We start from the raw sequence: 26,328 nt of genomic DNA, 5'->3' as shown, positions 1-26,328 counted from the left end.
CCGACAGCATGAAGCATAAGGTAAGTACCACATAGTTTAGGATGCGTGACGGTCGCCGAGAGTTCCCTGGCATTAGCGAGGAACGGGGTGAGAGGGAGGCAAGGTCGTTGAACGTCGATATTCAAAGCGTGGTAATCGGGGCCGGCGTGGTCGGCCTGGCGGTGGCCAGGGCCCTGGCCAGGAACGGGCGGGAAGTGCTGGTGGTCGAGGCGAGTGAGGGTATCGGCACAGGCATCAGTTCGCGTAATTCAGAAGTGATTCACGCTGGCATCTATTACCCGGACGGCAGCCTCAAGGCGCGGCTGTGTGTGGAAGGTAAGCAGCGTCTCTACGCCTATTGCGATGAGCACGGTGTCGATTACCGGCGCGTGGGCAAGCTGATAGTGGCCACCGACGAACAGCAGCACGCAGCTTTGCAGCGCCTGTTTCAGCAGGGGCGTGCCAATGGTGTCGATGACCTGAAGTGGCTGGATGGCCCGCAGGCCCGGGAGCTTGAACCGGCGTTGTCCTGCGTCGCGGCGCTGTGGTCGCCGTCTACCGGCATTGTCGACTCCCACGGGCTGATGCTGGCGCTACAGGGCGATGCCCAGAGGTTCGGCGCCACGCTGGCCTTGCACACGCCGCTGCTGTCTGCCCGTTGCATCGAACAGGGTTTCGAGCTGCACATGGGCGGCAGTCAACCCATGACGCTGTGCTGCCGCGAATTGATCAACTGCGCGGGGCTGTCCGCTCCCGAGGTGGCGAGCAGCATTGTCGGACTGCCTGGGGCATTCATTCCCCGGGCGCATTTGTGCAAGGGCAGTTATTTCAGTTTCAGCGGCCGGGCGCCGTTTCGCCACCTGGTGTATCCGGCCCCGGAGAGCGCCGGACTGGGTGTGCACATGACCCTGGACCTGGGCGGGCGGGCGCGCTTCGGGCCGGATGTTGAATGGGTCGAGCACATTGATTACCGCGTCGAACCCAATCGGGCCGAGGGGTTTTATCAGGCGATCCGCCGCTATTGGCCGGGGTTGCCGGACAACAGCCTGCAACCGGCCTACAGCGGCATTCGCCCGAAAATCAGCGGGCCGACAGAGCCGAGCGCCGACTTTCTCATCAGCGCTCGCGCCGAACATGGCGTGCCGGGGCTGGTGAATCTGTTCGGCATCGAGTCACCGGGGCTGACCAGTTGCCTGGCGCTCGCCGAGTTGGTGGTGAAACACCTGGACGACCGATGATCAGGGCTGGCGCTGCTTTGTGGCCATCGGGTCTATGCTAGGGGATGCGCTTACTGCCATCGGAGAACTCTGATGATCACCGTACGCACTGCCTGCCTGCTGGCCGATTACAAGCGCTGGGCCAATCAGCGCCTCTTTGACAGCCTCGCGGCGCTCCCTCCGGGCGAAGTCAAAAAAGAACGGGTGTCGGTGTTCAAAAACATGATTGGCACCCTCAATCACGTGTACGTGGTCGATTGCATCTGGCAGGCGCACCTCGAAGGCCGGGGGCATGGTTTCAAGACTTCACACGACCTGCTGCATGCCGATCTGTCCGAACTGCGCATGGCGCAAAAAAACATCGATCGCTGGTACTGCGACTGGAGTGCCCGGCAAACCGATGCCTCCCTGGACAAGCCCCTGGAATTCACCTTTGTCTCAGGCGAAAGCGGCACCATGAGCGCCGGCGCGATGCTGATGCACGTGGTCAACCACGCCAGCTATCACCGTGGCTGGGTGGTGCAGATGTACTTCGAGATTCCGGCCATGCCACCGGTGACCGACATGCCGGTGTACCTGCGCGAGTCCGAACCGGTGCTCCTGCAGTCGATCAATGCCCCGATAGTGGCGCCGCCATGTGCTGTGCAATTTTCGAGCGCAACCAGCGTTCTGCCGGATCGTTATCGTTGACCCCGTTCCAGACCATCGACAGTTCGGACAGGTTGATATCAAACGGTGCATCGTCCGCCCGTAACTGACTGCTGCCTTCGATCAATGCATTGGCCGCGTAATCCGGCACGGTGGCGAGCATGTCGGTGCCCGCCAGCAAGGCCCGCAACCCCGCGAACTGTGGCACCGCCAGCACCACCCGGCGCGAAATCCTTGGCCAGGCTGGACCGCCCCCGGAAATAGTGTCTCATGTCGTTTTTTAAGGCGTTACGGTTAAATTAGAAATGAATTTGAGATTTGAACCGCACTTCAGTGACTTTGAGACCCATGTTTTCCAGCAAGGTGCGGACTGGAAGTAGTCTTTCGATTGGAGTTTCGTAGTGTCCCGACCTGTTGTTTATGGTTGCACGGGTAGGGCTTTTAAGTTTTATGTAACCGGCGCTGACTATATTGGGAGTTTCCGAGGGGGCGCTTAGAGTGGAGTGTTTCATGTAAGTTGGTTTTATTTTTCCCCTGGAATTTAAAGCGTTGACGGGGGCGCCAGTTACGAATTTCCCATCACTTGTAAGGATAAATTTATGTTTCGTGTTTGTTTGTAGTGCTAGAAGGTCTTGTGGGTTTGAAATGAGTTTAATTGATGGTTGTGCTTGGTTTTCTATGAGTGTTTTGTACTCTTGGGCTTCTGTGAGTAGTTTGTTTGGGTAATGGTTTTTAAGAGGGGCATAGTTTTCTAGGTTCAATCCCTCAAATGGGTTTTGTTTTAAGATGGTTTTTTGTTTTGTCAGGCTTTTTGAGCTTAAACCAAAAGCTGATGATATTTTGTTGCCGAACGCCTTAAGTGCTTTATTTAATCCTGTCATTATGGCGAAGTGTCCGTTGGTGTCCTGCCAGTTGATAGGGTTACCCAGGCAATACATGTATGCATTCAATCCGCCCTTCTCAAACGGACTCAAGTTGTCTGGGCTATTAAATCGCATCAATACCGGATTAAACGCTCGATACCCATTCCCCAGCAAGTAATATCCAGTCGCCGGGTCGGGTCGTTCACCATTGAATCCCAGCAGACTGAGTAACCCATTTTCAACAGGGCGGTGACCATAAGGCGAATAGGCAATGTTGTGCCGCTGTTGATTGGCTTTGAGTGTGTGGAGCACCGTTCGCTGTTGGTCAGTCGCTAACAGTGTGATGTCGAATGCCCCGTTGTCACTTCGCTGTTGTGCCAGCAACAGATCATCCTGTTGGAAGATGGAATGTCGTGCAGCCCCATGAATCTCGGTCGCCAGGCGGCTTTTACAGTAGAAACGCTGATACCGTGGCGCGTCCTGAGGACTACAGTCGATCAACCGGTCCAGCGCGTCGTAGTGATATTGACAGAGTAGGTTCTGCTGATGGTAGGACATTGGAGCGCACCGGGTATTCAATAACGGGGAGCTTGAGTATGTGCTGCGGTGATAAAATCGGGAACTAGCAGAACTGATAGGAATGCACTGTTTGTATTGCAATCCACATCTTTTAGTTGTGAATTACATGTGGGGGGCTGGGTTGAGGTGATAGACGAGGACGCGTTCGGCGCCACGCTGGCCTTGCACACGCCGCTGCTGTCTGCCCGTTGCATCGAACAGGGTTTCGAGCTGCACATGGGCGGCAGTCAACCCATGACGCTGTGCTGCCGCGAATTGATCAACTGCGCGGGGCTGTCCGCTCCCGAGGTGGCGAGCAGCATTGTCGGACTGCCTGGGGCATTCATTCCCCGGGCGCATTTGTGCAAGGGCAGTTATTTCAGTTTCAGCGGCGGGCGCCGTTTCGCCACCTGGTGTATCCGGCTCCGGAGAGCGCCGGACTGGGTGTGCACATGACCCTGGACCTGGGCGGGCGGGCGCGCTTCGGGCCGGATGTTGAATGGGTCGAGCACATTGATTACCGCGTCGAACCCAATCGGGCCGAGGGGTTTTATCAGGCGATCCGCCGCTATTGGCCGGGGTTGCCGGACAACAGCCTGCAACCGGCCTACAGCGGCATTCGCCCGAAAATCAGCGGGCCGACAGAGCCGAGCGCCGACTTTCTCATCAGCGCTCGCGCCGAACATGGCGTGCCGGGGCTGGTGAATCTGTTCGGTATCGAGTCACCGGGGCTGACCAGTTGCCTGGCGCTCGCCGAGTTGGTGGTGAAACACCTGGACGACCGATGATCAGGGCTGGCGCTGCTTTGTGGCCATCGGGTCTATGCTAGGGGATGCGCTTACTGCCATCGGAGAACTCTGATGATCACCGTACGCACTGCCTGCCTGCTGGCCGATTACAAGCGCTGGGCCAATCAGCGCCTCTTTGACAGCCTCGCGGCGCTCCCTCCGGGCGAAGTCAAAAAAGAACGGGTGTCGGTGTTCAAAAACATGATTGGCACCCTCAATCACGTGTACGTGGTCGATTGCATCTGGCAGGCGCACCTCGAAGGCCGGGGGCATGGTTTCAAGACTTCACACGACCTGCTGCATGCCGATCTGTCCGAACTGCGCATGGCGCAAAAAAACATCGATCGCTGGTACTGCGACTGGAGTGCCCGGCAAACCGATGCCTCCCTGGACAAGCCCCTGGAATTCACCTTTGTCTCAGGCGAAAGCGGCACCATGAGCGCCGGCGCGATGCTGATGCACGTGGTCAACCACGCCAGCTATCACCGTGGCTGGGTGGTGCAGATGTACTTCGAGATTCCGGCCATGCCACCGGTGACCGACATGCCGGTGTACCTGCGCGAGTCCGAACCGGTGCTCCTGCAGTCGATCAATGCCCCGATAGTGGCGCCGCCATGTGCTGTGCAATTCTCCAGTGCGACCAGTGTTTTACCGGATCGGTATCGTTGATCAGCAGGTACATATTTACGTGAAGTAGTTCGTTGTGGTTTATGGTTGAGTATTGGAACTTCAATAATGGAAATGGCTATTGAACGTTTCGGTTCTGATTTCCTTGAGTGCTCTTCTGTTGCGTGTAATGAGGTGCAGTTTTTTGCGGTACTTTTGTGCGAGATCCATGTTTAATGGTGTTTCTGTGCTATTCTTTATGAAGCGTGTTTGGTGATAATCTGCGGCCTGATTGAGCCTCCAGAGTTTATCTTTTTTTGATGATTTTGAATATCCATTTATGTATTCCATTAGGTTGATTTGGTCGGATAATTGATTCGGCGAGTCGGGATCGAGAGGGGGGTGGTGGCGCAGTTTAGGTGGAAGGCTGTGCATCGGGAGGTCGGATAAAATTATTCTATTTCGTGCAAACGTTTCTAGGTTTAGTGTGGGAGGGGCCATAATGCTGGAACCTTCTCTAAGGTTGAAGTCGGTCTGTAATGTGGCGCTTATATTGTTATTTAGGTGCTTTAGTTTTTCGGTGATCTGATTTATTTGGATGGCTGCTGTTTTAGCTTGGTTGGGGTTTATGTGTGCATGGCGTTTTAGGTTTTTGCCTTTCAGTGCGTACTCTAATATTCCGGTGCGTGCCATCCCGGAAGTTATTTTCCCGAACATATGCCCGCTAGGGTCGTGTTTATTTATGGGGTCTCCTGCGCAATACGCATACGCATTCAACCCACCATCTCCAAACGGACTCCAACTGTCCGAACTATTAAATCGCATCAACACCGGATTAAAAGCCCGATACCCGTTCCCCAATAAATAATGCCCGGTCACCGGGTCGGGTCGTTCACCATTGAACTCCAAAAGACTAAGCCATCCATTTTCAGGGTGGCGATGGCCATAGGGCGAATAGGTGATGGGTTTTTGAGTGAGAGTTCGCATTGAGTGTGCGTAACACCGAACGCTGTTGGTCGGTAGCCAGCAAGTGGGCATTGCGTTCATTACCTTCGCGCTGTTGCTGTGCAAGCAGCAAGTCGCCGTGCTGAATGATGGAATGCTGTGTCGTGCCCTGTATTTCGGTCGCAAGGCGGCTTTTACAGTAGAAGCGCTGAAGTTGTGGTGCTTGCTGCGGACTACTTTCGATCAACTGGTCGAGGGCATCGTAGCGATACTGGCAGAGTACGGTTTTGTGTGGCGATAGCATGGGTGGGTGCTCCGAGGGGCCGAAGTGCAGGCGTTCAGTATTGGCAGTTATGCAACCGGTTGGAACTATCAGAACTGATAGGTAGGTTTTGTGGTGCGTAGGGATTTGTTGACGGTAGCCTGCTTCAATTCCGCTGGGCAGCAGTCGCAAGTTTGGCCCGAGAGATGACCAGGACAGTCAGGAAGTGCGCGCAACCTGTGGGAGCGAGCCTGCTCGCGATAGCGGTGTGTCAGTCACTTAAATGTTGGATGTGCTGCCGCCATCGCGAGCAAGCTCGCACGTACGGAGCTTTACTCAGGCGGATCAAGTCGATCCAGCGCCCGGTTCACCGCCAATTCACCCAGCATGATGACCTGTGCAATGCCCAGCAGCGTGTTGCGGTGCGAGCCCTCAAGAAAACCCGCCAGATCGTTGGTCATCACATTGGCTGAGGCCAGCGACTCACAGGCGTGGGCCAGCAGGGTTTCGGTGTCGATGTCGGGGTTGATGGTGAACATCGTGGACGGTTTGTGGGGCGTGGCCATGATGTTGGCTGCGGGGTTGAGGTAGTGATTGAGGGCGCGTTCGGCGGCTTCGTGGAATTGCTTTGAGTCGGGGCTTTCGTAAGGGGAGGCGGGATCTGTTTCCGGGGGGTTGGGTGTTGGTTTGATCATCGATAGAACTCCAGTACTGTAAAAATTGGAGCCATCACTTTCGCTACCAAACGAGGGTGGTGGCCATGCACAGGTTGGTAGACCGGAGTACTGGAACCGGCGCCCCCAAAGAGGCCCTGCGCATGACAACCATAAAGCAGCAACTGCTTGAAGTGGCGCTACGCGCAGTACTCCGGGCTACCAAACCCGATCGCTGTTTTTCAGCGACCGGCTAACGATAATGCCCGGACTCAAGACGCGTAAGCCGGCGGATTCTGGCGTACCCGTAGGCAATGACGCAAGGCGTTGTAGCTTTCATCAAGTTACGCTGACAGCCGTTAAACATGTGCTTTAAACAGGCGCCGCCATCGCGGGCGAGCTCGCTCCCACATGGGATCTGTTTTGCTCTTCAGATGAACACTAGGCTTGAGGAATCAGACTCTCCTGACAATCAAGCACCAGCCGCGCGCCACCCAGTTCGCTGCTGCCCACTTCCAGGGTAAACCCGTGCAGACTGACAATCGCCGCGACGATGGACAGCCCCAGCCCGAAGCCGCTTTTGTGATTGCCCGCCTCGGCGCGATAGAAGCGCTGGAACACCGCTTCACGTTCCGCTTCGGGAATGCCCGGGCCGGAGTCGAGTACTTCGATTCGCGTGTGCCCGCCATCATTGATCCCGCGCAGGATCACTGCGCCGCCGGGCGGGGTGAATTTGATCGAGTTGCTGAGCAGGTTCGCCACCGCTTCGAACATCAGCGCGCGGTCGCCATTAAGGGGCGGCAATGACGCGGGCAGGTGAAGTTGGAACACCAGGTCGTCGTCTTCCGCCAGGGGCAGGTAGAACTCATGCAGTTCCTGCAGCAACGCCACCGGGTCCACCTGGACGAAACCGGAGCGACGCTGGCGATCTTCCAGCTCGGAGATGCGCAGCAAGCCACGGAAACGCGCCATCAGCGTATCGGCCTCGGCCAGCACCAGGTCCAGTTGCATGGCCTGCGGCGAGCCTTCGCCGGCCTGTTGCTGCATGCGGTAAAGCTGCGCGCGCAGACGGGTCAGGGGCGTGCGCAGGTCATGGGCGATGTTGTCGCACACGCCCTTTACCTCGTTCATCAGGCGCTCGATGCGTTCGAGCATGGCGTTGACGATGGCGGCGAGCATGTCCAGTTCGTCACGCCGATTGGACAGTGGCAAGCGTCGGCTCAGGTCGCCGGCGACGATGGCCTCGGCACTGGCCTGAATCCCGCGAATGCGCCGCAACGGGCGGCGGCGCAGCAAATACCAGCCGACGATGCCCGGCACGATGGTCAGGGTCACGCCCCAGAACAAGGCGTGAAGGATGATCCGGGTCACGGCAAACAACGAACCGTTGTCGCGCACCAGCACCAGCCAGCGGCCGTCGAGGGTGCGGGTCGCCACGGCGTCACAACTGTCGGCGGGCAGCGTCTGTTCGTCGCTGTCGTCGGAGGCATCGCAATCACGCAGCATGTGGATCTTGCCATCGAGTGGCAAGCCGTTCGGAATGTAGCGCAGGGCGCCGCTGAGGTAATGGTGCCGGGCATCGAACAGGCCGTAGGCGTCGATGCCGCGGATGTCGAAGGCCATGCTGACGGCGAGGGCGTCTACCAGTTGCTCGCCGGAGAAGCGTGAAAACAGGTGCTGGCGTTGCATCAGCGAATGCTTGGCCAGGTTGTCCAGGTAAGCGGAAACCTCGTAGTACATGACCCCCATGAGAATCCCGCTCCAGATCACGAACAGCGAACTGTAGAGCGCCAGCAGACGGCTGCTGGAAGAGCGCCAGCCTTTAGACGGGTTCGGCAATGACATAACCCGAGCCTCGCACGGTCCGAATCAGTGGGGCATTGCCAGGCGGGTCGATCTTCTTGCGCAGACGGCCGATGTGTACGTCGATCAGGTTGGTGCCGGGATCGAAGTGGTAACCCCAAACCTCTTCGAAAATCATCATCCGCGAGAGGATTTGCCCGGTGTTGCGCATCAGGAATTCCAGCAGTTTGTACTCGGTGGGCAACAGCGTCAGCAGCTGACCGTCGCGACTGGCTTCGTGGCTGATCAGGTTCAGTTCCAGATCAGCCACCCGCAAAGTGGTGGCCTGGGCGGTCACGGTGTTCTGCCGGCGCAGCAGGACTTCAACCCGGGCGGCCATTTCATCTGTGGCGAAGGGTTTGGTCAGGTAGTCGTCGCCGCCGGCGCGCAGGCCGCGCACGCGCTCATCGACGTCGGACAGCGCGCTGATCATCAGGATCGGCGTGGCCACGCCCATGGTCCGAAGCGTGGTGACGATCGCCAGGCCATCAAGTTCGGGCAACATGCGGTCGAGGGTGATCAGGTCGTAGTTGCCGCTGACCGCACGCTCCAGCCCTTCGCGGCCATTGTCGACCCAGTCGACGTCCAGGCCGTGGCTACTCAGTTCGGCGACAATCTCCCGGGCGGTCACGGCGTCGTCTTCGATGGTCAAGATGCGGGTCATAGGGCTGGCCTGATAAGCAGTTCAATACGAAGTTGCGAGCATTTTGCCAAGAATTGCCCGCGACTTAATAAATTAACTTTCATCTAGCCCGCGATAGCGGGCTGACAGGTAATTCATGTGTCGACTGACACGACGCCATCGCGAGCAAGCTCGCTCCCACAACGGATTGATGTCGAACACAAAGCTCGCGTACGACGAAAATTACTGTGGGAGCGAGCTTGCTCGCGATGACGACAGAACAGGCAAAGTGAATCCGTCAGTCAATCGGCGTACTGACAAACACCTCAAGCCCCTCGGCATACGCCGTGAACGCTGCGATCCGCGGAAACTGCGCCGCACTCACCTGGTCCGGCACCACCAGATTGGTGAAACTCCAGGCCACCGCCAGCGTGATGCCGTCCTGCTCAATCGGACCGTCAGTCTTCAGCGGCTGCTTTTCCAGCTCCCGCTCCAGCGCCGAATAGGCTGCCGTCAGCTGTCCTTCGACCCGTCGCACCCAGGGTTCGAATTGAATCTCTGCCGGCCGCAGGTTGCGCTCATAATAAAGTTGCACGGACTTTTCGCTGGCGGCCAACGCCAGACCAATCAGGCGCAACGCGCGCAGGCGTTGACCCGGTTCGGCGGGCATCAGGCTTTTTTGGGCCAGGGTTTCCAGGTAGTCGATGATCAGCGTCGAATCCATCAACACTTCACCGTCATCCAGCACCAGGGTGGGCGCCTTGACCACCGGGTTGATCTGCTGGAATTGTTCGAAGTGGCGGAACACCGAGACCGACTGATGTTCCAGCGTGATTCCCAGACATTTGGCAGAAATGGCGGCGCGCCTTACATAGGGCGAATCAAGCATACCGATCAGCTTCATGGTCCTTTCCTTTATATGGCCATTTCGGGAGGGACAACCTTAGCTGAGGTTCGCAGCCCTGCAAATGACAGTGAAAAAAGCCCGGTCCAGGCCGTTTGTCATCTATATACAGCCGCTCGATTGAATTTCTTGCTATAAACGCACTCCGATTACCGCCTCAAAGCCTGCCGTAGAGCATTTTCAGGGCTTTGTCGGACAAATTCGCTGTCTTTTCAGTTGCTGAGGCCTCAAGTCGGCCTTAGACTGCCGCCCCTCGTAAATTGAGTGCCGGGTGGCGCTTGGAACAAACGGCGCCTTTCCGATGGCCTGCCCAGGCCTGCCGGAACGCTCCCTTATTCGCCTTAATGCACGTTTTTTTATAGAGATATCAATGACAAAGGACAAGTTGCTGGCCATGCCGGCGGATGACTACATGAATGCCGAGCAACATGCTTTTTTCTCCGAGCTGTTGCAGAACATGAAAGTCGAAACCCATGAGCGCATCGAACAGAACCGCATCGCCATCGAAAGCCTGGACACCCCGGCCGATCCGGCAGACGCGGCTTCGGTCGAAGAAGAGCGCACCTGGCTGGTGAATGCGATCGATCGCGACCAGCGCATGCTGCCTCAGTTGGAACAAGCGCTGGAACGCATCAAGGAAGACAGCTTCGGCTGGTGCGACGACAGCGGCGAGCCGATTGGCCTCAAGCGCCTGCTGATCAGCCCGACCACCAAGTACTGCATCGAAGCTCAGGAACGTCACGAGCAAATCGACAAGCACCAGCGTCAGGCCTGATTCAGTGGGGCAGCCCCGTTAATCCGGGCTGCCTTGAAAAGATCGCAGCCTGCGGCAGCTCCTACGCAATTGAAGTAGGGCGCTGTTGCAGGCTGCGATCTTTGTTTTCTGCCGTCTTCGATTTCCCGGTTCTTCTATTGATCTGCTGCAACGTTCGCGACTAAAGGCTCATGGATAATGGCTTTATGGTGGCGTTTAATGCGAAGACAACAATTAGAAGCTTTACGGGGTGACGATGATGACGCGAGACGGGTCTCTGGTTGCGGCAGTGCCCGCACCGGTGCTGTTGCCGAAAAACCGCTGGCTGACGCCAACGCTGCAAAGCATCGCCCTGATGCTGTTGTTAAGTGGCATGACACTGGGCGACGGGTCGCTCTACCTTGGCCTGCCCCTGGCCATATTGATTATCTGGCTGCCTCGTTTGCGTTCGCGCGCGACCCCGCAGGCGGCTTGCCCCGACAACCCCGATGCCATCGGCGCGTTGACTCGCGATCTTTCCTGCACCACCAGCCATAACGCACTGTCGGCCGCCGGTGTGGCGTTTTCGGTTCGGCAACTGGCGGACAAACTGCAATCGCAGCTCACGTCGGCGGCACAGATCGTCAGCAATGCCGAGGTCATGATCACCACCGAACAGGCCACCTCGACCCTCAGTCGCCAGGCGCTCAGTGCCGCCAGCGAGGCTCATCAAAGCGGAGTGGTCGGGCGTACGGAGTTGATCGAGTCCATTTCGCGCATGCATCAGCTCAGCCAGCGCGCCAGCAACAGCCGTGAACTGATCGAAGCCTTGAGCCTGCGCAGCGACGATATCCAGCGAGTGACCCTGGTGATTCAATCCATCGCCAGCCAGACCAATCTGCTGGCATTGAACGCTGCGATAGAAGCGGCGCGGGCAGGGGAGCACGGTCGCGGGTTTGCAGTGGTGGCCGACGAGGTTCGCGGGCTCGCCGCACGCACGGCGACCGCCACGGGGGAGGTGGGCGAGATGGTGGCCGACATCCAGCATCGCACGGCGCAGGTGGTGGAGCAGATCCGCCAACTGTCCAGCGACCTTGACTCCGGTGTGGAGCAGGTAGAGCGGACGGGGCAACATCTGGAGAACATTGCCCGTCTGGCGGCCAGTGTCGAGTCCCAGGTCGGGGAGATCGCCCAAGGGGCAGACACCAACCGCGAACAACTCGACAGTCTGTTTCACGCCATCGAACAGATGCGCGGCGATCTGGTGGTCAGTGACCAGCAGACTCAGCGCCTGGCCCATGCGGCGGTGCAAATGGAAGGGCAAGCCGAAACCATCAGTGAGCGTCTTGCCGAAGTGGGGCTGGATGACTATCACCAGCGGATCTATGACCTGGCCCGAGACGCCGCGAGCCAGATTGCAGCGCGTTTCGAAGCGGATATCGATGCCGGTCGAATCAGTCTCGACGATCTGTTCGACCGTAATTACCAGGTCATCCCCAATACCAGCCCGGCCAAGTTCCAGACGCGTTTCGACCGTTACACCGATCAGGTTTTGCCAGCGATTCAAGAACCGTTGTTACCGCGTCACGAAGGATTGGTGTTCGCCATCGCCTGCACCCAACAGGGTTATGTGCCGACCCATAACAAGGTGTTCAGCCAGCCGCTGACGGGGGACGCGCAGGTCGATGCCTTGCAGAACCGGACCAAACGCAAATTCGCTGACCGCACCGGGATCCGCTGCGGCAGCCATCAGAAGGCCGTGCTGCTGCAAACCTATACCCGTGATACCGGAGAGTTGATGCACGATCTTTCGGTGCCGATCATGCTCAAGGGCCGGCATTGGGGTGGTTTGCGCCTGGGTTACAAACCGGAAAAACCGCGCTAGAAACGCCGTGCTTGCCGGGTGATTGTTGCAAGTTCTGCAATTAACCTGTGCAGGATTTTGCTGTTTCCTCGTTGGAAAACTAATTAACATACCTACTAATTAGGTTGCTAATTAAGTTCGGGGGCAGCATGCAAGGCAAAGTTGATGTCGCGGTCATGATCGGCAGCGGAGTACCTGCCAGTCTTCGTTCCATGGGACGCAAGGTTTGCTGGGTAGTGTTGCTCAATGGCGAGCGCCGGGGCACGGCGTTCTCCAGTCGCGACGAAGCGGAGGAGTGCAAGGCTGCCTGGCGGGCGCAATTGAGCGCCGAAAGTCCTGGCAGCCTGCATTGAAGTTGTCAGTGGGTCTGGTGCATGCGCAGGTTCAGGTCGTCGACCACCCGCGCCCAGTCAGCGTCTTCGCGCAGTTGTTCCTTGAGGAAGCCGGCCTGTTGCGGTGACCAGAACTCGGCGTCGATGAGTTTCTTGTCGTCAGGCAGGGAATGGCCGGCAATGAAGTCGTCGATCGCTTTCTGGCTGGAGTCCAGGCCGAGTTGGTCGAACAGGCCTTTCAAGTCATGGGTCGGTGATTCCATCTTCATCTCCTTGCAGGTCATCGGTCGGGTCGAGGGACGAGGCGCACCCTGGATTCGAGGGCGCCGCACCGGTGGAGTTCGATCGCAATGTTCAAGTGCAACAATGAGCATAGACCGCCAACCCGACCATCAGGCTTTCAATGCGCCCGCATCGACTGCGGCCTTGAGTTCCCTGGCCGATTCCTGGGCCGCGATGGCGGCGACATCCGGGGTTTTGAACCAGCGATCCTTTTCGACCTGGTGATACGTCACGGTCTTGAGCGGTGGTTTGGCCCGCATGACAATCACGGCCTGGAATTCACCTTCGACTTCTCTGGCTTCACCCCGGATAAAAAACTCGCCGATATCAAATTCCGTCACGTTGCCGACTTCCCTTGGAAATACATTGTTGTTGTCAACGCACCCGATTTTCTGCGGATCCGTTTTATTGGGCGGGCAGTATGGCAGTAGTTGCCCGTCGACGGCTGAGATAAGTCGACGGGCAGACGAAACGTCGATGGAAGCGAGTGCGGTGGGCAAGTCAACCGTGTGATTCAAGAAACCGGGCGAGGGCACAGGCTTCGTTATGATTGGCTCGGAAACCTCTTACACAGCCTGTAGAAATATCCTTGATGTGGAAGAAGGCAATGCCCGCCATTACCACCTGAAATCGCGGGCGGGTCGGGGCATCGGGAGCTGGTTCATGGAGGCAGAACCGTGTCGGGTGCGGGGTTGGTGCTGTTTTCGAGTCAGGCACCAAGGGATAGGCAAAGTGTGTCAGCGTGCACATATGAAGTCCTTTTCATTGTTTACCGACGTATGTACGTCGTTTTGGCTAGTCTCCAAGAGCATCGCTGCTCTAGAATCACCCCCACTGGTGGGTGAATGACGTTTATCTAAAGCAATTTTTTGCGGACGATATGTAGGAAAAGTTTTTTTCTTGATGAGATTTTTCCCCGAAATTGATAGTCCATAATTTTCTGGCAGCAGGAAGGGTGTTTTCCTTCAACCTGTGACGAACGCCAGTCAGGACGACGTGAGTGACGTTCCAGTAGTCTTCTCAAGCTTCGTGATGAATGAGTGCACTGCTCATTCAGGACTTCAACCCGGGTTCTTTGGCTACACCTTCGGCATTGCCGCTTTTTTGGCTGTGCGTTCATTTTTCGCGCACGGCACCATTATTCAGATGTGGGGATGTTTCCTTGGCAGTAAGTAATCTCGATATGCATGCTTTGTTCGTGCTGGGTGATTTGCGCGCAAAGCTGGTCAAGCAGTTTCAATCACGTTTCGTTTACATCACCGAACAGAACGCAGAAGGCATTTACATTGCCGAAATCGACACCGAGTCAGCCCTGGTTGTGGACGACAAGCCCGGACTCAAGCTCAAGGTCGGCGATCATTTCAGCGCGTCCGTGCTGCCCAGCCGCGAAGGTGGCAAGCTGGACATCAGGTTTCGTGACATCAAGCTGACGGTCTACGGAATAGGCGATTACGCCTTCGTGACCTCGGCCGACGGTCAGGGGATCGTGTTCAAGGAAGGTCATAGCGTGGTGATGGTGTTCGCTGCCCATCAACAGTTGCAGGAAGGCCTGACCAAGACCCTCAAGGCCGTGACCGCCAAAGCGGCCAAGTGGCGCAAGGGTGAGCTGGTGACCTTCAAGGCCAGCGAGTGATGATCCTGACCCGCGCCGATTTCCACGAACAGAACCTGGCCAGTGCTCAAGACGAAGCGCGGCGGCTGTTCGGGCAGAAGACCATTCTGCAAGGAGCCTGGCTGAATTGGGTGGCGTCACAGCTTTACCAACTGCAACCGGCACCCTACGCCAACATGGTCAGACGAGAACTGATGCGTTTGCAGGAAACCTGCGAAAACTGACCCATGCACCTCGAAAGCAGGAACCTCTACTACAGTCAATGGACTGAGTATTCAGAGGCTTCGCGGTCTACTACCAGGCCCCCCCCTGCTATTGCTGTGAACAGCACGAGGTGCAAAAGCATGAACGGATTTCGACGGTTGCTGGCTGCGGTCCTGGCCACTTTCGGTTTGCTGGCGACACCGGCCCCGGCGTTGGCCGCCCAGACGCCAATCCACTTTGCCGACCTGAACTGGGAAAGCGGCAGCCTGATTACCGATGTACTGCGCATCATTGTCGAGAAGGGCTACGGGCTGCCGACCGATACGTTGCCGGGCACCACCATCACTCTGGAAACCGCGCTGGCCAACAATGACATCCAGGTCATTGGCGAAGAGTGGGCCGGTCGCAGCCCGGTGTGGGTCAAGGCGGAATCAGAAGGCAAGGTTGTCAGCCTCGGCGATACGGTCAAGGGGGCTACCGAAGGCTGGTGGGTGCCGGAATATGTGATCAAGGGCGACCCGGCCAAGGGCATCAAGCCGCTGGCGCCCGACCTGCGCAGTGTCAGCGACCTGCCGCGTTACAAAGACGTGTTCAAGGATCCGGAAGCCCCGACCAAGGGACGTTTCCTCAACAGCCCTATCGGCTGGACCTCGGAAGTGGTCAACAAGCAGAAGCTCAAGGCGTATGGGCTGGACGACAGCTACGTGAACTTCCGCAGCGGTTCGGGGGCTGCACTGGATGCGGAGATCAGTTCGTCCATTCATCGTGGCAAGCCGGTGCTGTTTTACTACTGGTCGCCCACGCCGTTGCTCGGCCGTTTCAAGCTGATTCAACTCGAAGAGCCACCGTTCGACGCCGAAGCCTGGAAGACCCTGACCGACGCCGACAACCCCAATCCCAAGCCGACCCGCTCCCTGGCCTCCAAGCTGTCGATCGGTGTGTCCACCCCCTTCCAGAAGCAATATCCGCAGATTGCCGAGTTCTTTGCCAAGGTCGACTTTCCGATCGACCCGCTGAACAAGGCCCTGGCCGAGATGAGCGAGAAACATACACCGCCGCGCCAGGCGGCAGAGGCGTTCATGAAGGCCCATCCGGACGTCTGGCGGGCCTGGCTGCCCAAGGACGTGGCGGATAAAGTCTCCGCCGCCCTGTAGGCGCTGCCGCAGGTCGGGATCTTTTGATCTTTGTCATGGAAATGCAAAATCAAAACATCGCAGCCTGCGGTAGCTCCTACAATGTTCAGTTCATTTCCCTTTCAAGGATCTCTGAACCATGACCCTGGTGTTGGCTCAATCGCTGGTGACGATCTTCGCCGCGATCAGTCTGGTGCATGTGTATTGGGCGTTGGGTGGCGAGTGGGCGGCGGTGGCGGCGGTCCCGCAAGTACCGCAGGTGGGCAGCGCGCAACTGCGACCGGCGTTTAAACCGCGAGGCTGGATCACGCTGGTGGTGGCCGGGCTGTTGCTGTTGATTGCCGTGTTGGTGTGCTTGCGGGTGGGTTGGTGCCTGCCACCCTTGCATCACTGGTCGTTGCAGTGGGTGCTCAGTGCGATTGCGATCTTGCTGTTTGCCCGGGCCATTGGCGATTCGGATCTGGTTGGTTTTTTCAAAGAGGTCAAAGGCTCGAAATTTGCCCGGCTCGACACCTGGGTTTACTCGCCGTTGTGTGTAGTGCTGGGGGCGGGGTTGTTGGCGGTGGCCTGGGTCTGAGACAGGCCGGTCGTGATGTATTGACAGGTCTATCGCCTTCGCGAGCAAGCCCGCTCCCACAATTGATCTGCGTACACAGTTCAAAATGTGGGAGCGGGCTTGCTCGCGAAGGGGCAGTCCAGGCACTAAAAATCTTTGCTCTAACTACCGCTCTCCGTCCGCCGGCTGCTCACTTCGGCCGGCACATCATCCCCGGCCATGCGTTTGCGAAACAGCGCCGCCCGGGCCAACAGCAAGGTGGTCACCGGCACGGTAATCGCCAGCAGGATCGGAATCAGCCAGGCGTGCAATACCGGCGCGGACTTGAGCGCCGAAAAATAGATGATCGAAGCCAGCGCCACGCACCAGGTCCCGAGTGTCGAGGCCAGAGCCGGTGGGTGCATGCGCTGGAAGTAGTCCTTCATGCGCAGCAGGCCCGTGGCGCCGATCAAGGCAAACAGACTGCCGAGCACCAGCAGGATCGCCACCGGGATCTCCACCCACAACGACAATGGCGTATTCATTCGATCACCTCGCCACGCAGCAGGAATTTCGCCAGGGCGAACGAGCCGACGAAACCGAACAGTGCGATCAGCAACGCCGCCTCGAAGTAGGTGTCACTGGCATAACGTATACCCAGCGCCAGCATCATCAGCATCGCGATGATGTACAGGTAGTCCAGCGCCAGAACCCGATCCTGGGCCGACGGCCCCTTGAACAGGCGGATCAGGGTCAGGATCATCGCCAGGGAAAAGAAGAACAGGCTCAGCAGGATCGCGTTCGACAGCAAGGGGCTCATTCGAAAATCTCCATCAGCGGACGTTCGTAGGTCGCCTTGAAGTGCTGGATGAACAGCGCCTCATCGTCCAGGTCGAAGACGTGCAACAGCAGAATGCTGCGGTCCAGCGCCAGCTCCGACCAGACTGTACCGGGCACCACCGTGGTGATCATCGACAGCGCGGCCAGGCCGTTGGCGTCACGCAAGTCCAGCGGCACCTTGATGAATTGCGAGCGAGGCGGGCGGCGACCGGCATTGAGCACGCTCCAGGCCACGGCGAGGTTGGACACCAGCACATCGCGCCCGACCAGCAGGATCAGGCGCAGGATTACCCAGGGACGACGGATGCGCACCGGCAGCGGACGCAGCCTGCGCATCATCAATGGCGCACAGAATCCCAGCGCGGCACCCAGCAGCAGGTTGCCGGGGCTGATCGACAGGTTCAGCAACAGCCACAGCAGCCACAGGGCCAGCGATAGCAGCGGTGCCGGAAACAGGCGCTTCATGGCTGCACCTCCTGCGGGGCCGCTACGGCCGACGGGTTCGGTACGACGCGTGTGTCGAGCACCGCCATCACGTATTGCTGCGGGTTGTACAGGGCATCGGCGGCGGCCTGGGTGTAGCGCAGCAGCGGATCGGCCTTGAAGGTCAGCGCAATGCTCAGGCCCAGCAGGGCGAAGATCGGTACGCATTCAAGGCGTCGCAACAGGGGCGATGGTCGTTCCGCAGGCGTCCAGAAACGCTGGATGCCCAGGCGCGAGAACGCGATCAGCGATGCCAGCCCAGACACGATCAACAACACCAACAGGCCCCACGCGGCGTTGGAAACCGGTGTGTCGCCGCTGTTGCCCAGGCCTAGCGGATTGAGCAGGGCGCCGATCAACCCGAGTTTGCCGATAAAGCCAGAGAGCGGCGGCATGCCGATGATCAGCAAGGCGCAGGCGATGAAGCTCAGGCCGAGAAACGCCATGGTCCAGGGAATCACCTGGCCGACCACGGCTTTCTGGTCGTCGTCGAGGTTGGTGCCTTTGGGCGGATACAGGGATTCCAGTGGCCGCGGCAGCAGTTCGGCTTCATCTTCGAGCAGGACTTCGTTGGCCGAGCGCGAGCGCTCGATCAGCTCGGCCAGCAGGAACAGGGCGCTCAACGCCAGGGTCGAGCTGAACAGATAGAACAGCGCAGCGCCAACCAGGTTCGGCTGGGCGAAACCGATGGTCGACAACAGAATGCCCGCCGACACCAGGATGCTCAGGCTGGCCATGCGCTCCAGGCGTTGCGCGGCGAGGATCGCAACGGCAGCGCAGACGATGGTCGCCATCCCGCCGTAGATCAGCCAGTCGCCGCCAAAGAACGCCGATGCCCCGGCCTGGGCGGAGAACAGCAGCGTCCACAGGCGCAGCAAAGTGTACACGCCGACCTTGGTCATGATCGCGAACATCGCCGCCACCGGCGCGCTGGCCGAGGAGTAGGCCGGCACCAGCCAGAAGTTCAGTGGCCACATGCCGGCCTTGGCCAGGAACGCGATGGCCAGGATCCCCGCGCCAGCGTGCAGCAAACCGCGATCAGCTTCGGACACCAGCGGGATTTTCACCGCCAGGTCGGCCATGTTCAGCGTGCCGGTGACCCCATAGATCAGCGCCGCGCCAATCAGGAACAGCGACGAGGCCAGCAGGTTGATCGAGATGTAATGCAGCCCCGACGACACCCGCGCCCGGCCCGAACCGTGGAGCATCAAGCCGTAGGACGCGGCCAGCAGCACCTCGAAGAACACGAACAAGTTGAACAGGTCCGCGGTGAGGAACGCGCCGTAAAGGCCCATCAACTGGATCTGGAACAGCGCATGAAAACTCGAACCGGCGCTGTCCCAGCGGGCCATGGCAAACAGCAGGGCACTGACGCCGATGATGCCGGTCAGCACCAGCATCAGCGCCGACAGGCGATCGACCACCAGCACCAGGCCGAACGGCACTTGCCAGTTGCTCGGCAGGTACACACCGATGGAGCCGGGCACGCCGGTGGTCTGTGTCCATTGCAACAACGCCACGGCAATGCCCAGCCCGAGCAGGCTGGAGAACAGATTGATCCTGGCCTTGAGCGGCCGGTGCTTCTCGCCAAGCATCAGCATGATCGCGGCGGTCAGCAGCGGCAGCAGAATGGGCGCGACGATCAGGTGAGTCATCGCCATCATTCTTTGGGCTCCCGGCCATCCACATGGTCGGTGCCGGTCAGGCCCCGGGAAGCCAGCAGCACCACCAGGAACAGCGCGGTCATGGCAAAGCTGATGACGATCGCCGTCAACACCAGTGCCTGCGGCAGCGGGTCGGTGTAGTGCAACAGGTCCTGCGGCACGCCGTCCTTGATGATCGGTTCCTTGCCGATGAACAGGCTGCCCATGCTGAAGATGAACAGATTGACCCCGTAGGACAGCAGGCACAGGCCCATGACCACCTGGAACGTCCGTGGGCGCAGGATCAGCCAGACGCCGGACGCGGCCAGTACGCCGATGGCGATTGCGATGACTTCTTCCATCAGACGGCTCCTTTGGCGGCAACGGATCTGGGCTGGGCGGCGGTTTTGTGGCCGCGCACCGATTGGTGGGCGAGGGCGGTGAGGATCAACAGTGTCGAGCCGACCACCACGCCGTACACACCGATGTCGAAGAACAGCGCGCTGGCCAGGTGAATGTCACCCAGCAGCGGCAACGAGAAATGCCAGGTGTGGGTGGTCAGGAACGGATAGCCGACGACCATCGCGCCCAGGCCCGTGGCCGTGGCAATCATCAGTCCCGTGCCCATCCAGCGCAGTGGCCGCAGGCTCATTTGTGCCTCGACCCACTGCGTGCCGGCGACCATGTATTGCAGGATGAACGCCACCGACATCACCAGCCCGGCGACAAAACCGCCGCCCGGTTGATTGTGCCCACGCATGAACAGGTAGAACGAGACCACCAGCGCCACCGGCAACAGCAGGCGCACCAGCACCGCCGGCACCATCATGAAACCGAGCGCGGTGTCGCTGGCGTGACGCGGGTTGACCAGGTCGGTCACCACATCCGGCGCGAGCAAGCGTTGCTGGGCCGGCAGTTGCAGGCTTTCTTTGGGCGGGCGGAAGCGGCGCAGCAGGGCGAACACGGTCAGGGCCACGGCCACCAGCACGGTGATTTCACCGAGGGTGTCGAAACCACGGAAGTCCACCAGCATCACGTTGACCACGTTGCTGCCGCCGCCTTCAGGCAAGGCGCGACTGAGATAGAACGAGGAAATATCGTTGGGGGTCTGGCGCGTCAGCATGGCGTAGGCCAGCAACGCCATGCCGACACCGACCGCGGTCGACAGCAGCAAGTCGCGGATACGCCGCACTCGCGCCCGGCGCAGGCTGCCCGGCAACGGCGAGACCTCCTCGATCCGTCGTGGCAGCCAGCGCAGGCCCAGCAGGATCAGCACCGTGGTCACCACTTCGACCGCCAGTTGGGTCAGGGCCAGGTCCGGCGCGGAAAACCAGACGAAGGTGACGCAGGTCATCAGGCCGCAGACGCTGACCATGGTCAGGGCCGCGAGACGGTGGTACTTGGCCTGATAGGCCGCGCCAAGGGCGCAGGCGATGGCCAGCAACCACAAGGTGACGAAGACGATCGACCCCGGGATTTTCGGCCGGTCACCCCAGTGAAGGCTGCTGTGGAGCATGGGAATCAACCCGGCCAGTACGGCGGCGAGCACCACCAGGAACAACTGCATTTGCAGGCGCCTGGTGCCAATCCGGGGCTCCAGGCGACGGGCCAGGCGCATGATGGCGACCAGCGTGTATTCGAACAGGTGCTTGCCGTCCAGGCGACCGATGACGGGCGGACGATCGAAACGTCCGCGCTTGAATTGATTGCGCAGCAGCAGATAGAGCAGGGTGCCGCAGGACAATGCGATCAGGCTCATGATCATCGGTGCGTTCAGGCCGTGCCAGATGGCCAGGCTGTACTCGGGCAGCGTGCCGCCGACGACCGGTTGCGCCGCCGCCGCGAGCAGCGGGCCGACTATCTGGGCCGGGAAAATTCCCACCAGCAGGCAGGCGAACACCAGCAACTCGACCGGCGCGCGCATCCAGCGTGGAGGCTCGTGGGGTGTGTGTGGCAGGTCGGTCGCGGGCGGGCCGAAAAACACATCCACGGTGAAGCGCAGGGAGTAAGCCACGCTGAAGGTACCGGCAATGGTTGCCACGATCGGCAAGCTCAGTTCGATCCAGCGCGTGGCATTGATGAAGACGGTTTCGGCGAAGAACATTTCCTTGGACAGGAAGCCATTGAGCAACGGCACGCCGGCCATCGAGGCGCTGGCGACCATGGCCAGGGTGGCGGTAAACGGCATCAGCTTGTACAGGCCGCTGAGTTTGCGGATATCGCGGGTGCCACTTTCGTGGTCGATGATCCCGGCGGCCATGAACAGCGAGGCCTTGAACGTCGCATGGTTGAGGATGTGGAACACCGCGGCGACGGCGGCCAGCGGGCTGTTCAAGCCAAGCAGCAGGGTGATCAGGCCCAGGTGGCTGATGGTCGAGTAGGCCAGCAATCCCTTGAGGTCGTTCTGGAACATCGCGCAATACGCCCCGAGCAACAGGGTGCAGGCGCCGGCGCCGCTGACGATGTAGAACCATTCTTCACTGCCCGAAAGCGAAGGCCATAGTCGCGCAAGCAGAAACACCCCGGCCTTGACCATGGTCGCCGAGTGCAGGTACGCCGACACGGGCGTCGGCGCGGCCATGGCGTGGGGCAGCCAGAAATGGAAGGGGAACTGTGCGCTTTTGCTCAAGGCGCCGATCAGGATCAGGGGTAATAGAATCGGGTAGAGGGCATGGGCGCGAATCAGGTCGCCGGCGGCCAGGACCTTGTCCAGGTCATAGCTGCCGACCACATGGCCGAGCAGCATGACCCCCGCCAGCAGGCACAAACCGCCCGCACCGGTCACCATCAGCGCCATGTAGGCGCCGCGCCGGGCATCGGCGCGATGGTGCCAGTAGCCAATCAACAGGAACGAGAAGAGGCTGGTCAGCTCCCAGAAAAACACGATCTGGATCAGGTTGCCGGAGATCACCAGCCCGAGCATGGCGCCCATGAAGGCCAGGAAAAACGCGAAGAATCGCGGCACCGGATCGTTCGGCGACATGTAGTAGCGCGCGTACAGCGAAACCAGGGTGCCGATGCCCAGCACCAGCATGGAGAACAGCCAGGCGAAACCGTCCATGCGCAGGACGAAGTTCAGGCCCAGGCTGGGCAGCCAGGAAAACTCTTCGCGAATGACGCCGCCATCGGCGATCTGCGGGTACAGGAAGGCGACCTGAACGGTGCCGATCAGGGCGATCAGGCCAGCCAGCAGGGATTCGGCGTTACGGGCATTGTGCGGCAACACGGCCGCCAAACAGCTGCCTATGAAAGGCAGAAGCAGTAGAACTATCAGGGACATAGGCTTCTAATCTGCGGAAGTTTGTGAAGCATCATACGTGCCAGCTCCCGGATCACCAAACGCCAAGCTGTCGCAGAATCCTACACGGTAGACGGAAACGCCCTGATTCACATTGTTTCAGAGAGAGGTCGGGGAGCCCGTTCCGGCCCCTTCGCGAGCAAGCCCGCTCCCACAGGGGATTTGTGAACGACACAAATCCCCTGTGGGAGCGGGCTTGCTCGCGAAGGCGATTGATCTGGCGATGCGGAACCGGCGGTTTATCGCTGAGTTTCCTCTTCCAGCTCTTCCTCAGGCGCCGCAGCCTTACCCTTGGTCTTCAATTCGCTGACAATCACCGCCGCCACAATCAATCCGGCCCCGACCAGGGCAATCGCCGGCAAGCGCTCCCCGGCAATGCGCCCGACTATCCCGGCCCATACCGGCTCACCGGCATAGATCAGGGTGGCGCGGGTCGGTGACACGCTTTTCTGTGCCCAGTTCATCGCCACCTGAATCGCCGCGCTCGCCGCCCCGAGCCCCAGCGCGCTGCACAACAGCAACCAGGAGAAGTCCGGAATCGCTTCGTTGGTCGGCACCACCATCAGGAACGACAGCACCGAAGTGACCGCCAGTTGCACCACCGTCACCCGGCGCACATCGACCTGGCCGGCATAGGTGCTGATCAGGATGATCTCGGCCGCAATGGCCACGGCGCTGATCAAGGTGGCGATTTCACCGGGGCTGAAATTGAACGACGCACCTGACGGCCCGGACAACAACATCAACCCGGTAAAGGCCAGCATGATGCCGATGCTCGGCATCAACCCCGGGCGCCGCCCCAGCACCAGCCATTGCAGCAACGGCACAAACGGGACGTACAGCGCGGTAATGAATGCCGATTGGCTGCTGGGAATGCTCTGCAACCCGACCGTCTGCAAGCCGTAGCCGAGCATGATCGCCACGCCGATAAACGACCCGGCCTTGAGTTCGAACAGGGTCAGGTCGCGCAGGTGACGCCAGGAAAACAGGGCGACGATGCTCGCGGCGGCGGCAAAGCGCAGGCCGACGAAAAACATCGGGCCGCTGACGGTCATCGCATGCTGTACCAGCAGGAAGGTACCGCCCCAGACCATCGTGATCAGTACCAGCACGCATTCGGCCTTGCTGAACCTTGTAAAACGGGAGGAAGCCTTTGGGGAATTCACCGACGTCATGACCTTGCACGCTACTGGAGGGGGACGCACAATGCGTCGAATGTTGCGCAGTATACTGCCCAACCCCACTCAGTGAGCAATATAGTGCACAAAGATTCTACCCAGCGGGCTTCGGTCCTCCAGCACGTCAGTCAAAACGTCCGTCGTTTACGTCATGCCGCCGACCTGAGCCAGACCGCGCTGGCCGAAAAGTCCGGTGTCAGCCGTCGAATGCTGGTGGCGATCGAGGCAGGGGAAAAGAACGTCAGCCTGACCACCCTCGACCGGGTGGCCGAAGCCCTGGACGTTGCCTTCAGTGATTTGATCCAGGCCCCCGACGCCCGCGATCCCAGTCGTATCAATGAGCTGGCCTGGACCGGCACGATCCCTGGCAGCAGGGCGGTGTTGCTTTCCAAGGCCCAGGCCAGTCGTGAAGTCGAGCAGTGGGAATGGTGCCTGCAACCGGGCGAGGTGTATCCGTCGGAGCCGGACGCCGATGGCTGGAGCGAGCAGATTTATGTCTTCGAAGGGTGCCTGACCGTTATGCTCGGCGACCAGCCACAGCATATCGCGGCGGGTGAATTCTTTATGTTCGCCAGCAACCAGCCACACTGTTATCGCAACGACGGGGTGGTGGCGGCGAAGTTTGTGCGTAATGTGGTGATCTGAACAGGGAGTGCATGGATGGGCCAGACCTTGAACAATGACGCCGACATCCTGATTGTCGGTGGCGGCCTCAGTGGCGCAATGTTGGCGGCGCAGTTGATGCGTTTGCCGGGCCGGCGCCGGGTGCTGGTGATCGAGCCCCGGGCCGGGTTGGGGCGGGGTGAAGCCTACAGCGCGGTGGAACTGGGTCATACGCTCAACGGCAATGCGGCGCGTATGAGTGTTGACCCGGACAACGCCGACGACCTGACCCAATGGCTGACCGAGTACATCGAGGCGGGCGGCTGGCCGGAATCGGACCAGCAGCATGTGCCGATCAGCGAGTTGTTTCCGCCTCGGGGCGTTTTCGGCCTGTACGCCCGGCAGCGCCTGGCAGAAGCGCAGGCGGTGGGCGCCTTGGTCGGTTCGACGGTCGAGCATGTGCAAGACGAGGTGGTCGATTTGCAAGCCGATGCAGACGCCGTGCGGTTGACCCTGAGCGACGGCCGATGCTTGCAGGGCGCTTTTGCGGTGCTGGCCACCGGGATGTTTCCCGCCGCGCGCACCCCGCAAACCCGGTCCAGCGGCTTGAACGCAGCAGCCCTCGATCCGTGGGATGTGGCGGCCATGCGGCAACTCGATCCGCAAGCGACGGTCATGATCATCGGCTCGGGCCTGACCATGGTCGATGCGGTGGTGTCGCTGGAACAGGCCGGGCATCGTGGGCCGATCGAAGTGTTTTCCCGCCATGGGCTGCTGCCCCATGTGCGTCGCCAGCCACCGGCCTGGGTGGATTTTCTCGCGCAGGATCAGAGCATCCGCACACCTCGCCAGTTGATGCGCGAACTGCGTCGGCACTGCCGGGACGCCATCGCCCAAGGCATCGACTGGCAGGCGCCGCTGGACACGGTGCGGGCACACATCGGCCGCTTGTGGCATCAGGCGACCGACGTGCAGCGTCGGCAGTTCGTGCGGCATGTGCGGCCGTGGTGGGAAAGCCATCATCATCGCTCGCCACCCTTGAGTGCCGATCTGGTTGAGCGCTTGTATAAAGAAGGGCGGTTACGTATTCACGCAGCCTCTTACCAGGGCCTCGAGCCGTCGCTGAATGGCGAGGTGAGTATTCGCCTTCGACGGCGGGGCGAGGCGCAGACCTGTGTGGTCAGCGGTGTCGCCCTGATCAACTCCAGCGGTATCGAATACGACTGGCGCCGGGTCGCGCGACCGCTGCCCCGGCAACTGCTCGCCCGAGGCCTGGTCCGGCCCGGGCCGCTGGCCTTGGGCATCGCGGCAGAGGTCGATGGTGCGGTTCTGAACGCCGAGGGGCAGCCTGCCCGCCGTTTGTTTGCCATGGGCCCGCCGTTGCGTGGCATGTGGTGGGAAAGTACCGCCGTCACCGATGTGGCGAGCCAGGCCAAGGCGTTGGCCGAGCGGCTGTCGATCAGGTTGGGGGTCTGAGTACATATCCGTTGCTGCGGTAACGGCTGCTTATGGTTTCGCCCTTACGGCGAGTCCCTTTGGCAAACGCCGGAGTGCCGGCCCAGCCCAAAGGAACCAAAGGTCTCGCCCCTTACGTACGGCCCCTCGCCAAGGCTCGGGGTTCCTTCGCTCCGGCATTCATCCGGGGGCATCGCCCTCCGGTTGGCTTCGCTGGCACCTACATGCGATGTGTTCGACTGCGTC

At 59.8% G+C, this 26,328-nt stretch carries 29 protein-coding genes and 2 pseudogenes; 14 read left to right on the top strand and 17 right to left on the bottom strand.

The genetic code is table 11. From position 1 onward, the window contains the following. Window positions 1-107 precede the first annotated feature (107 nt). Window positions 108-1,217 carry an NAD(P)/FAD-dependent oxidoreductase gene (locus KGB29_RS22210; RefSeq protein WP_150815280.1) on the top strand — a complete coding sequence of 370 codons (1,110 nt, stop codon included), beginning with the start codon at window positions 108-110 and terminating at the stop codon, window positions 1,215-1,217. Window positions 1,218-1,289: 72 nt separating this feature from the next. Continuing rightward, entirely contained in the window at window positions 1,290-1,886 is a 597-nt protein-coding gene (locus KGB29_RS22205; protein ID WP_090456455.1) for a DinB family protein, read from the top strand. Here KGB29_RS22205 and KGB29_RS22200 read toward each other — a convergent pair. Both KGB29_RS22200 and KGB29_RS22195 read right to left on the bottom strand, forming a co-directional pair. Then, window positions 1,807-2,073, bottom strand: a pseudogene (locus KGB29_RS22200) (LysR family transcriptional regulator); the annotation flags it as partial. The gene KGB29_RS22205 and the pseudogene KGB29_RS22200 sit on opposite strands and share 80 nt — an antisense overlap. A 70-nt stretch (window positions 2,074-2,143) precedes the next feature. Beyond that, a complete protein-coding gene (locus tag KGB29_RS22195; RefSeq protein WP_150815281.1) occupies window positions 2,144-3,265 on the bottom strand; it encodes an RHS repeat-associated core domain-containing protein in 1,122 nt (373 codons plus the stop codon). Window positions 3,266-3,418: 153 nt separating this feature from the next. Between KGB29_RS22195 and KGB29_RS22190 the strand changes: the two are divergent. Both KGB29_RS22190 and KGB29_RS22185 read left to right on the top strand, forming a co-directional pair. Continuing rightward, a pseudogene (locus KGB29_RS22190) lies at window positions 3,419-4,053 on the top strand (NAD(P)/FAD-dependent oxidoreductase); the annotation flags it as partial. Between the two features lie 72 nt (window positions 4,054-4,125). Then, the gene (locus KGB29_RS22185) at window positions 4,126-4,722 is read left to right on the top strand and encodes a DinB family protein (RefSeq protein ID WP_090456455.1); all 597 of its coding nucleotides are present in this window, start codon (window positions 4,126-4,128) and stop codon (window positions 4,720-4,722) included. Between the two features lie 60 nt (window positions 4,723-4,782). Here the strand turns inward: KGB29_RS22185 and KGB29_RS28995 are convergent, their stop codons facing one another. Continuing rightward, window positions 4,783-5,646 carry an RHS repeat-associated core domain-containing protein gene (locus tag KGB29_RS28995; protein WP_411740516.1) on the bottom strand — a complete coding sequence of 288 codons (864 nt, stop codon included), beginning with the start codon at window positions 5,644-5,646 and terminating at the stop codon, window positions 4,783-4,785. A 43-nt stretch (window positions 5,647-5,689) separates the two neighbouring features. On the opposite strand from KGB29_RS28995, the gene KGB29_RS28990 reads away from it, so the two are divergent. Further along, on the top strand, window positions 5,690-5,905 hold the full coding sequence (locus tag KGB29_RS28990; protein WP_411740515.1) for a hypothetical protein: 216 nt from the start codon (window positions 5,690-5,692) through the stop codon (window positions 5,903-5,905). Window positions 5,906-6,198: 293 nt separating this feature from the next. Here the strand turns inward: KGB29_RS28990 and KGB29_RS22175 are convergent, their stop codons facing one another. From KGB29_RS22175 to KGB29_RS22160, 4 genes are all read right to left on the bottom strand, one after another. Further along, window positions 6,199-6,561 (bottom strand): DUF6124 family protein, encoded by a 363-nt coding sequence (locus tag KGB29_RS22175; protein ID WP_007986222.1) that lies wholly within the window; start codon window positions 6,559-6,561, stop codon window positions 6,199-6,201. A gap of 399 nt (window positions 6,562-6,960) precedes the next feature. Continuing rightward, window positions 6,961-8,364, bottom strand: coding sequence for a sensor histidine kinase (locus tag KGB29_RS22170; RefSeq protein ID WP_150815152.1), 1,404 nt, complete (start codon window positions 8,362-8,364; stop codon window positions 6,961-6,963). Then, a complete protein-coding gene (locus KGB29_RS22165; RefSeq protein ID WP_090456447.1) occupies window positions 8,342-9,025 on the bottom strand; it encodes a response regulator transcription factor in 684 nt (227 codons plus the stop codon). The genes KGB29_RS22170 and KGB29_RS22165 overlap by 23 nt, the downstream gene beginning before the upstream one ends. Window positions 9,026-9,281: 256 nt before the next feature. After that, entirely contained in the window at window positions 9,282-9,887 is a 606-nt protein-coding gene (locus KGB29_RS22160; protein WP_150815151.1) for a glutathione S-transferase, read from the bottom strand. Window positions 9,888-10,257: 370 nt separating this feature from the next. Here KGB29_RS22160 and KGB29_RS22155 point away from each other — a divergent pair, with 370 nt between their 5' ends. From KGB29_RS22155 to KGB29_RS22145, 3 genes are all read left to right on the top strand, one after another. Further along, on the top strand, window positions 10,258-10,662 hold the full coding sequence (locus KGB29_RS22155) for a TraR/DksA family transcriptional regulator (RefSeq protein ID WP_007935965.1): 405 nt from the start codon (window positions 10,258-10,260) through the stop codon (window positions 10,660-10,662). A 235-nt stretch (window positions 10,663-10,897) separates the two neighbouring features. Continuing rightward, window positions 10,898-12,505 carry a methyl-accepting chemotaxis protein gene (locus tag KGB29_RS22150; protein WP_411740514.1) on the top strand — a complete coding sequence of 536 codons (1,608 nt, stop codon included), beginning with the start codon at window positions 10,898-10,900 and terminating at the stop codon, window positions 12,503-12,505. A 128-nt stretch (window positions 12,506-12,633) separates the two neighbouring features. Beyond that, window positions 12,634-12,837 carry a hypothetical protein gene (locus KGB29_RS22145; protein ID WP_223616484.1) on the top strand — a complete coding sequence of 68 codons (204 nt, stop codon included), beginning with the start codon at window positions 12,634-12,636 and terminating at the stop codon, window positions 12,835-12,837. A 5-nt stretch (window positions 12,838-12,842) separates the two neighbouring features. Here KGB29_RS22145 and KGB29_RS22140 read toward each other — a convergent pair whose 3' ends face one another. The 3 genes from KGB29_RS22140 to KGB29_RS22130 all read right to left on the bottom strand — a co-directional run bounded on the left by KGB29_RS22140 (window position 12,843) and on the right by KGB29_RS22130 (window position 13,848). Then, the gene (locus tag KGB29_RS22140; protein ID WP_007973758.1) at window positions 12,843-13,079 is read right to left on the bottom strand and encodes a DUF2789 domain-containing protein; all 237 of its coding nucleotides are present in this window, start codon (window positions 13,077-13,079) and stop codon (window positions 12,843-12,845) included. A gap of 129 nt (window positions 13,080-13,208) precedes the next feature. Next, a complete protein-coding gene (locus KGB29_RS22135) occupies window positions 13,209-13,439 on the bottom strand; it encodes a hypothetical protein (RefSeq protein WP_007973761.1) in 231 nt (76 codons plus the stop codon). Window positions 13,440-13,599: 160 nt separating this feature from the next. Beyond that, window positions 13,600-13,848, bottom strand: coding sequence for a hypothetical protein (locus tag KGB29_RS22130; RefSeq protein WP_150815149.1), 249 nt, complete (start codon window positions 13,846-13,848; stop codon window positions 13,600-13,602). 433 nt (window positions 13,849-14,281) lie between these two features. Between KGB29_RS22130 and KGB29_RS22125 the strand changes: the two genes are divergently transcribed. From KGB29_RS22125 to KGB29_RS22110, 4 genes are all read left to right on the top strand, one after another. Beyond that, window positions 14,282-14,731, top strand: a complete 450-nt coding sequence (locus KGB29_RS22125) for a hypothetical protein (RefSeq protein ID WP_174245513.1) — start codon at window positions 14,282-14,284, stop codon at window positions 14,729-14,731. Continuing rightward, window positions 14,731-14,934 carry a hypothetical protein gene (locus KGB29_RS22120; RefSeq protein WP_150815148.1) on the top strand — a complete coding sequence of 68 codons (204 nt, stop codon included), beginning with the start codon at window positions 14,731-14,733 and terminating at the stop codon, window positions 14,932-14,934. The genes KGB29_RS22125 and KGB29_RS22120 overlap by 1 nt, the downstream gene beginning before the upstream one ends. Before the next feature lie 120 nt (window positions 14,935-15,054). Then, entirely contained in the window at window positions 15,055-16,068 is a 1,014-nt protein-coding gene (locus tag KGB29_RS22115; protein ID WP_150815147.1) for an ABC transporter substrate-binding protein, read from the top strand. Window positions 16,069-16,186: 118 nt separating this feature from the next. Then, entirely contained in the window at window positions 16,187-16,624 is a 438-nt protein-coding gene (locus KGB29_RS22110) for a DUF3995 domain-containing protein (protein ID WP_102671389.1), read from the top strand. A gap of 140 nt (window positions 16,625-16,764) precedes the next feature. Here KGB29_RS22110 and KGB29_RS22105 read toward each other — a convergent pair whose 3' ends face one another. The 7 genes from KGB29_RS22105 to KGB29_RS22075 all read right to left on the bottom strand — a co-directional run bounded on the left by KGB29_RS22105 (window position 16,765) and on the right by KGB29_RS22075 (window position 24,021). Further along, window positions 16,765-17,127 carry a Na+/H+ antiporter subunit G gene (locus KGB29_RS22105; protein WP_090456437.1) on the bottom strand — a complete coding sequence of 121 codons (363 nt, stop codon included), beginning with the start codon at window positions 17,125-17,127 and terminating at the stop codon, window positions 16,765-16,767. Further along, window positions 17,124-17,402, bottom strand: coding sequence for a K+/H+ antiporter subunit F (locus tag KGB29_RS22100; RefSeq protein WP_150815146.1), 279 nt, complete (start codon window positions 17,400-17,402; stop codon window positions 17,124-17,126). Before KGB29_RS22100 ends, KGB29_RS22105 begins: the two co-directional genes overlap by 4 nt. Beyond that, a complete protein-coding gene (locus KGB29_RS22095; protein WP_150815145.1) occupies window positions 17,399-17,887 on the bottom strand; it encodes a Na+/H+ antiporter subunit E in 489 nt (162 codons plus the stop codon). The genes KGB29_RS22100 and KGB29_RS22095 overlap by 4 nt, the downstream gene beginning before the upstream one ends. After that, window positions 17,884-19,569, bottom strand: a complete 1,686-nt coding sequence (locus tag KGB29_RS22090; RefSeq protein WP_150815144.1) for a monovalent cation/H+ antiporter subunit D — start codon at window positions 19,567-19,569, stop codon at window positions 17,884-17,886. Before KGB29_RS22090 ends, KGB29_RS22095 begins: the two co-directional genes overlap by 4 nt. Further along, a complete protein-coding gene (locus tag KGB29_RS22085) occupies window positions 19,566-19,910 on the bottom strand; it encodes a Na+/H+ antiporter subunit C (RefSeq protein WP_007986256.1) in 345 nt (114 codons plus the stop codon). Before KGB29_RS22085 ends, KGB29_RS22090 begins: the two co-directional genes overlap by 4 nt. Further along, the gene (locus KGB29_RS22080; protein ID WP_154947661.1) at window positions 19,910-22,828 is read right to left on the bottom strand and encodes a monovalent cation/H+ antiporter subunit A; all 2,919 of its coding nucleotides are present in this window, start codon (window positions 22,826-22,828) and stop codon (window positions 19,910-19,912) included. Before KGB29_RS22080 ends, KGB29_RS22085 begins: the two co-directional genes overlap by 1 nt. A 257-nt stretch (window positions 22,829-23,085) precedes the next feature. Next, a complete protein-coding gene (locus KGB29_RS22075) occupies window positions 23,086-24,021 on the bottom strand; it encodes a DMT family transporter (RefSeq protein ID WP_223473759.1) in 936 nt (311 codons plus the stop codon). 84 nt (window positions 24,022-24,105) lie between these two features. Between KGB29_RS22075 and KGB29_RS22070 the strand changes: the two genes are divergently transcribed. Together KGB29_RS22070 and KGB29_RS22065 are read left to right on the top strand one after the other, a co-directional pair. Continuing rightward, window positions 24,106-24,669, top strand: a complete 564-nt coding sequence (locus KGB29_RS22070) for a helix-turn-helix domain-containing protein (protein ID WP_090456428.1) — start codon at window positions 24,106-24,108, stop codon at window positions 24,667-24,669. 15 nt (window positions 24,670-24,684) lie between these two features. Then, the gene (locus KGB29_RS22065) at window positions 24,685-26,103 is read left to right on the top strand and encodes an FAD/NAD(P)-binding protein (RefSeq protein WP_150815141.1); all 1,419 of its coding nucleotides are present in this window, start codon (window positions 24,685-24,687) and stop codon (window positions 26,101-26,103) included. Window positions 26,104-26,328: the final 225 nt, after the last annotated feature.

This window comes from Pseudomonas sp. BF-B-30 (genome assembly GCF_019956305.1).
Lineage (GTDB): Bacteria > Pseudomonadota > Gammaproteobacteria > Pseudomonadales > Pseudomonadaceae > Aquipseudomonas > Aquipseudomonas jessenii.
The sequence above is the reverse complement of the archived record's forward strand: the minus strand, read 5'-3'. Positions and strand labels throughout refer to the sequence as shown.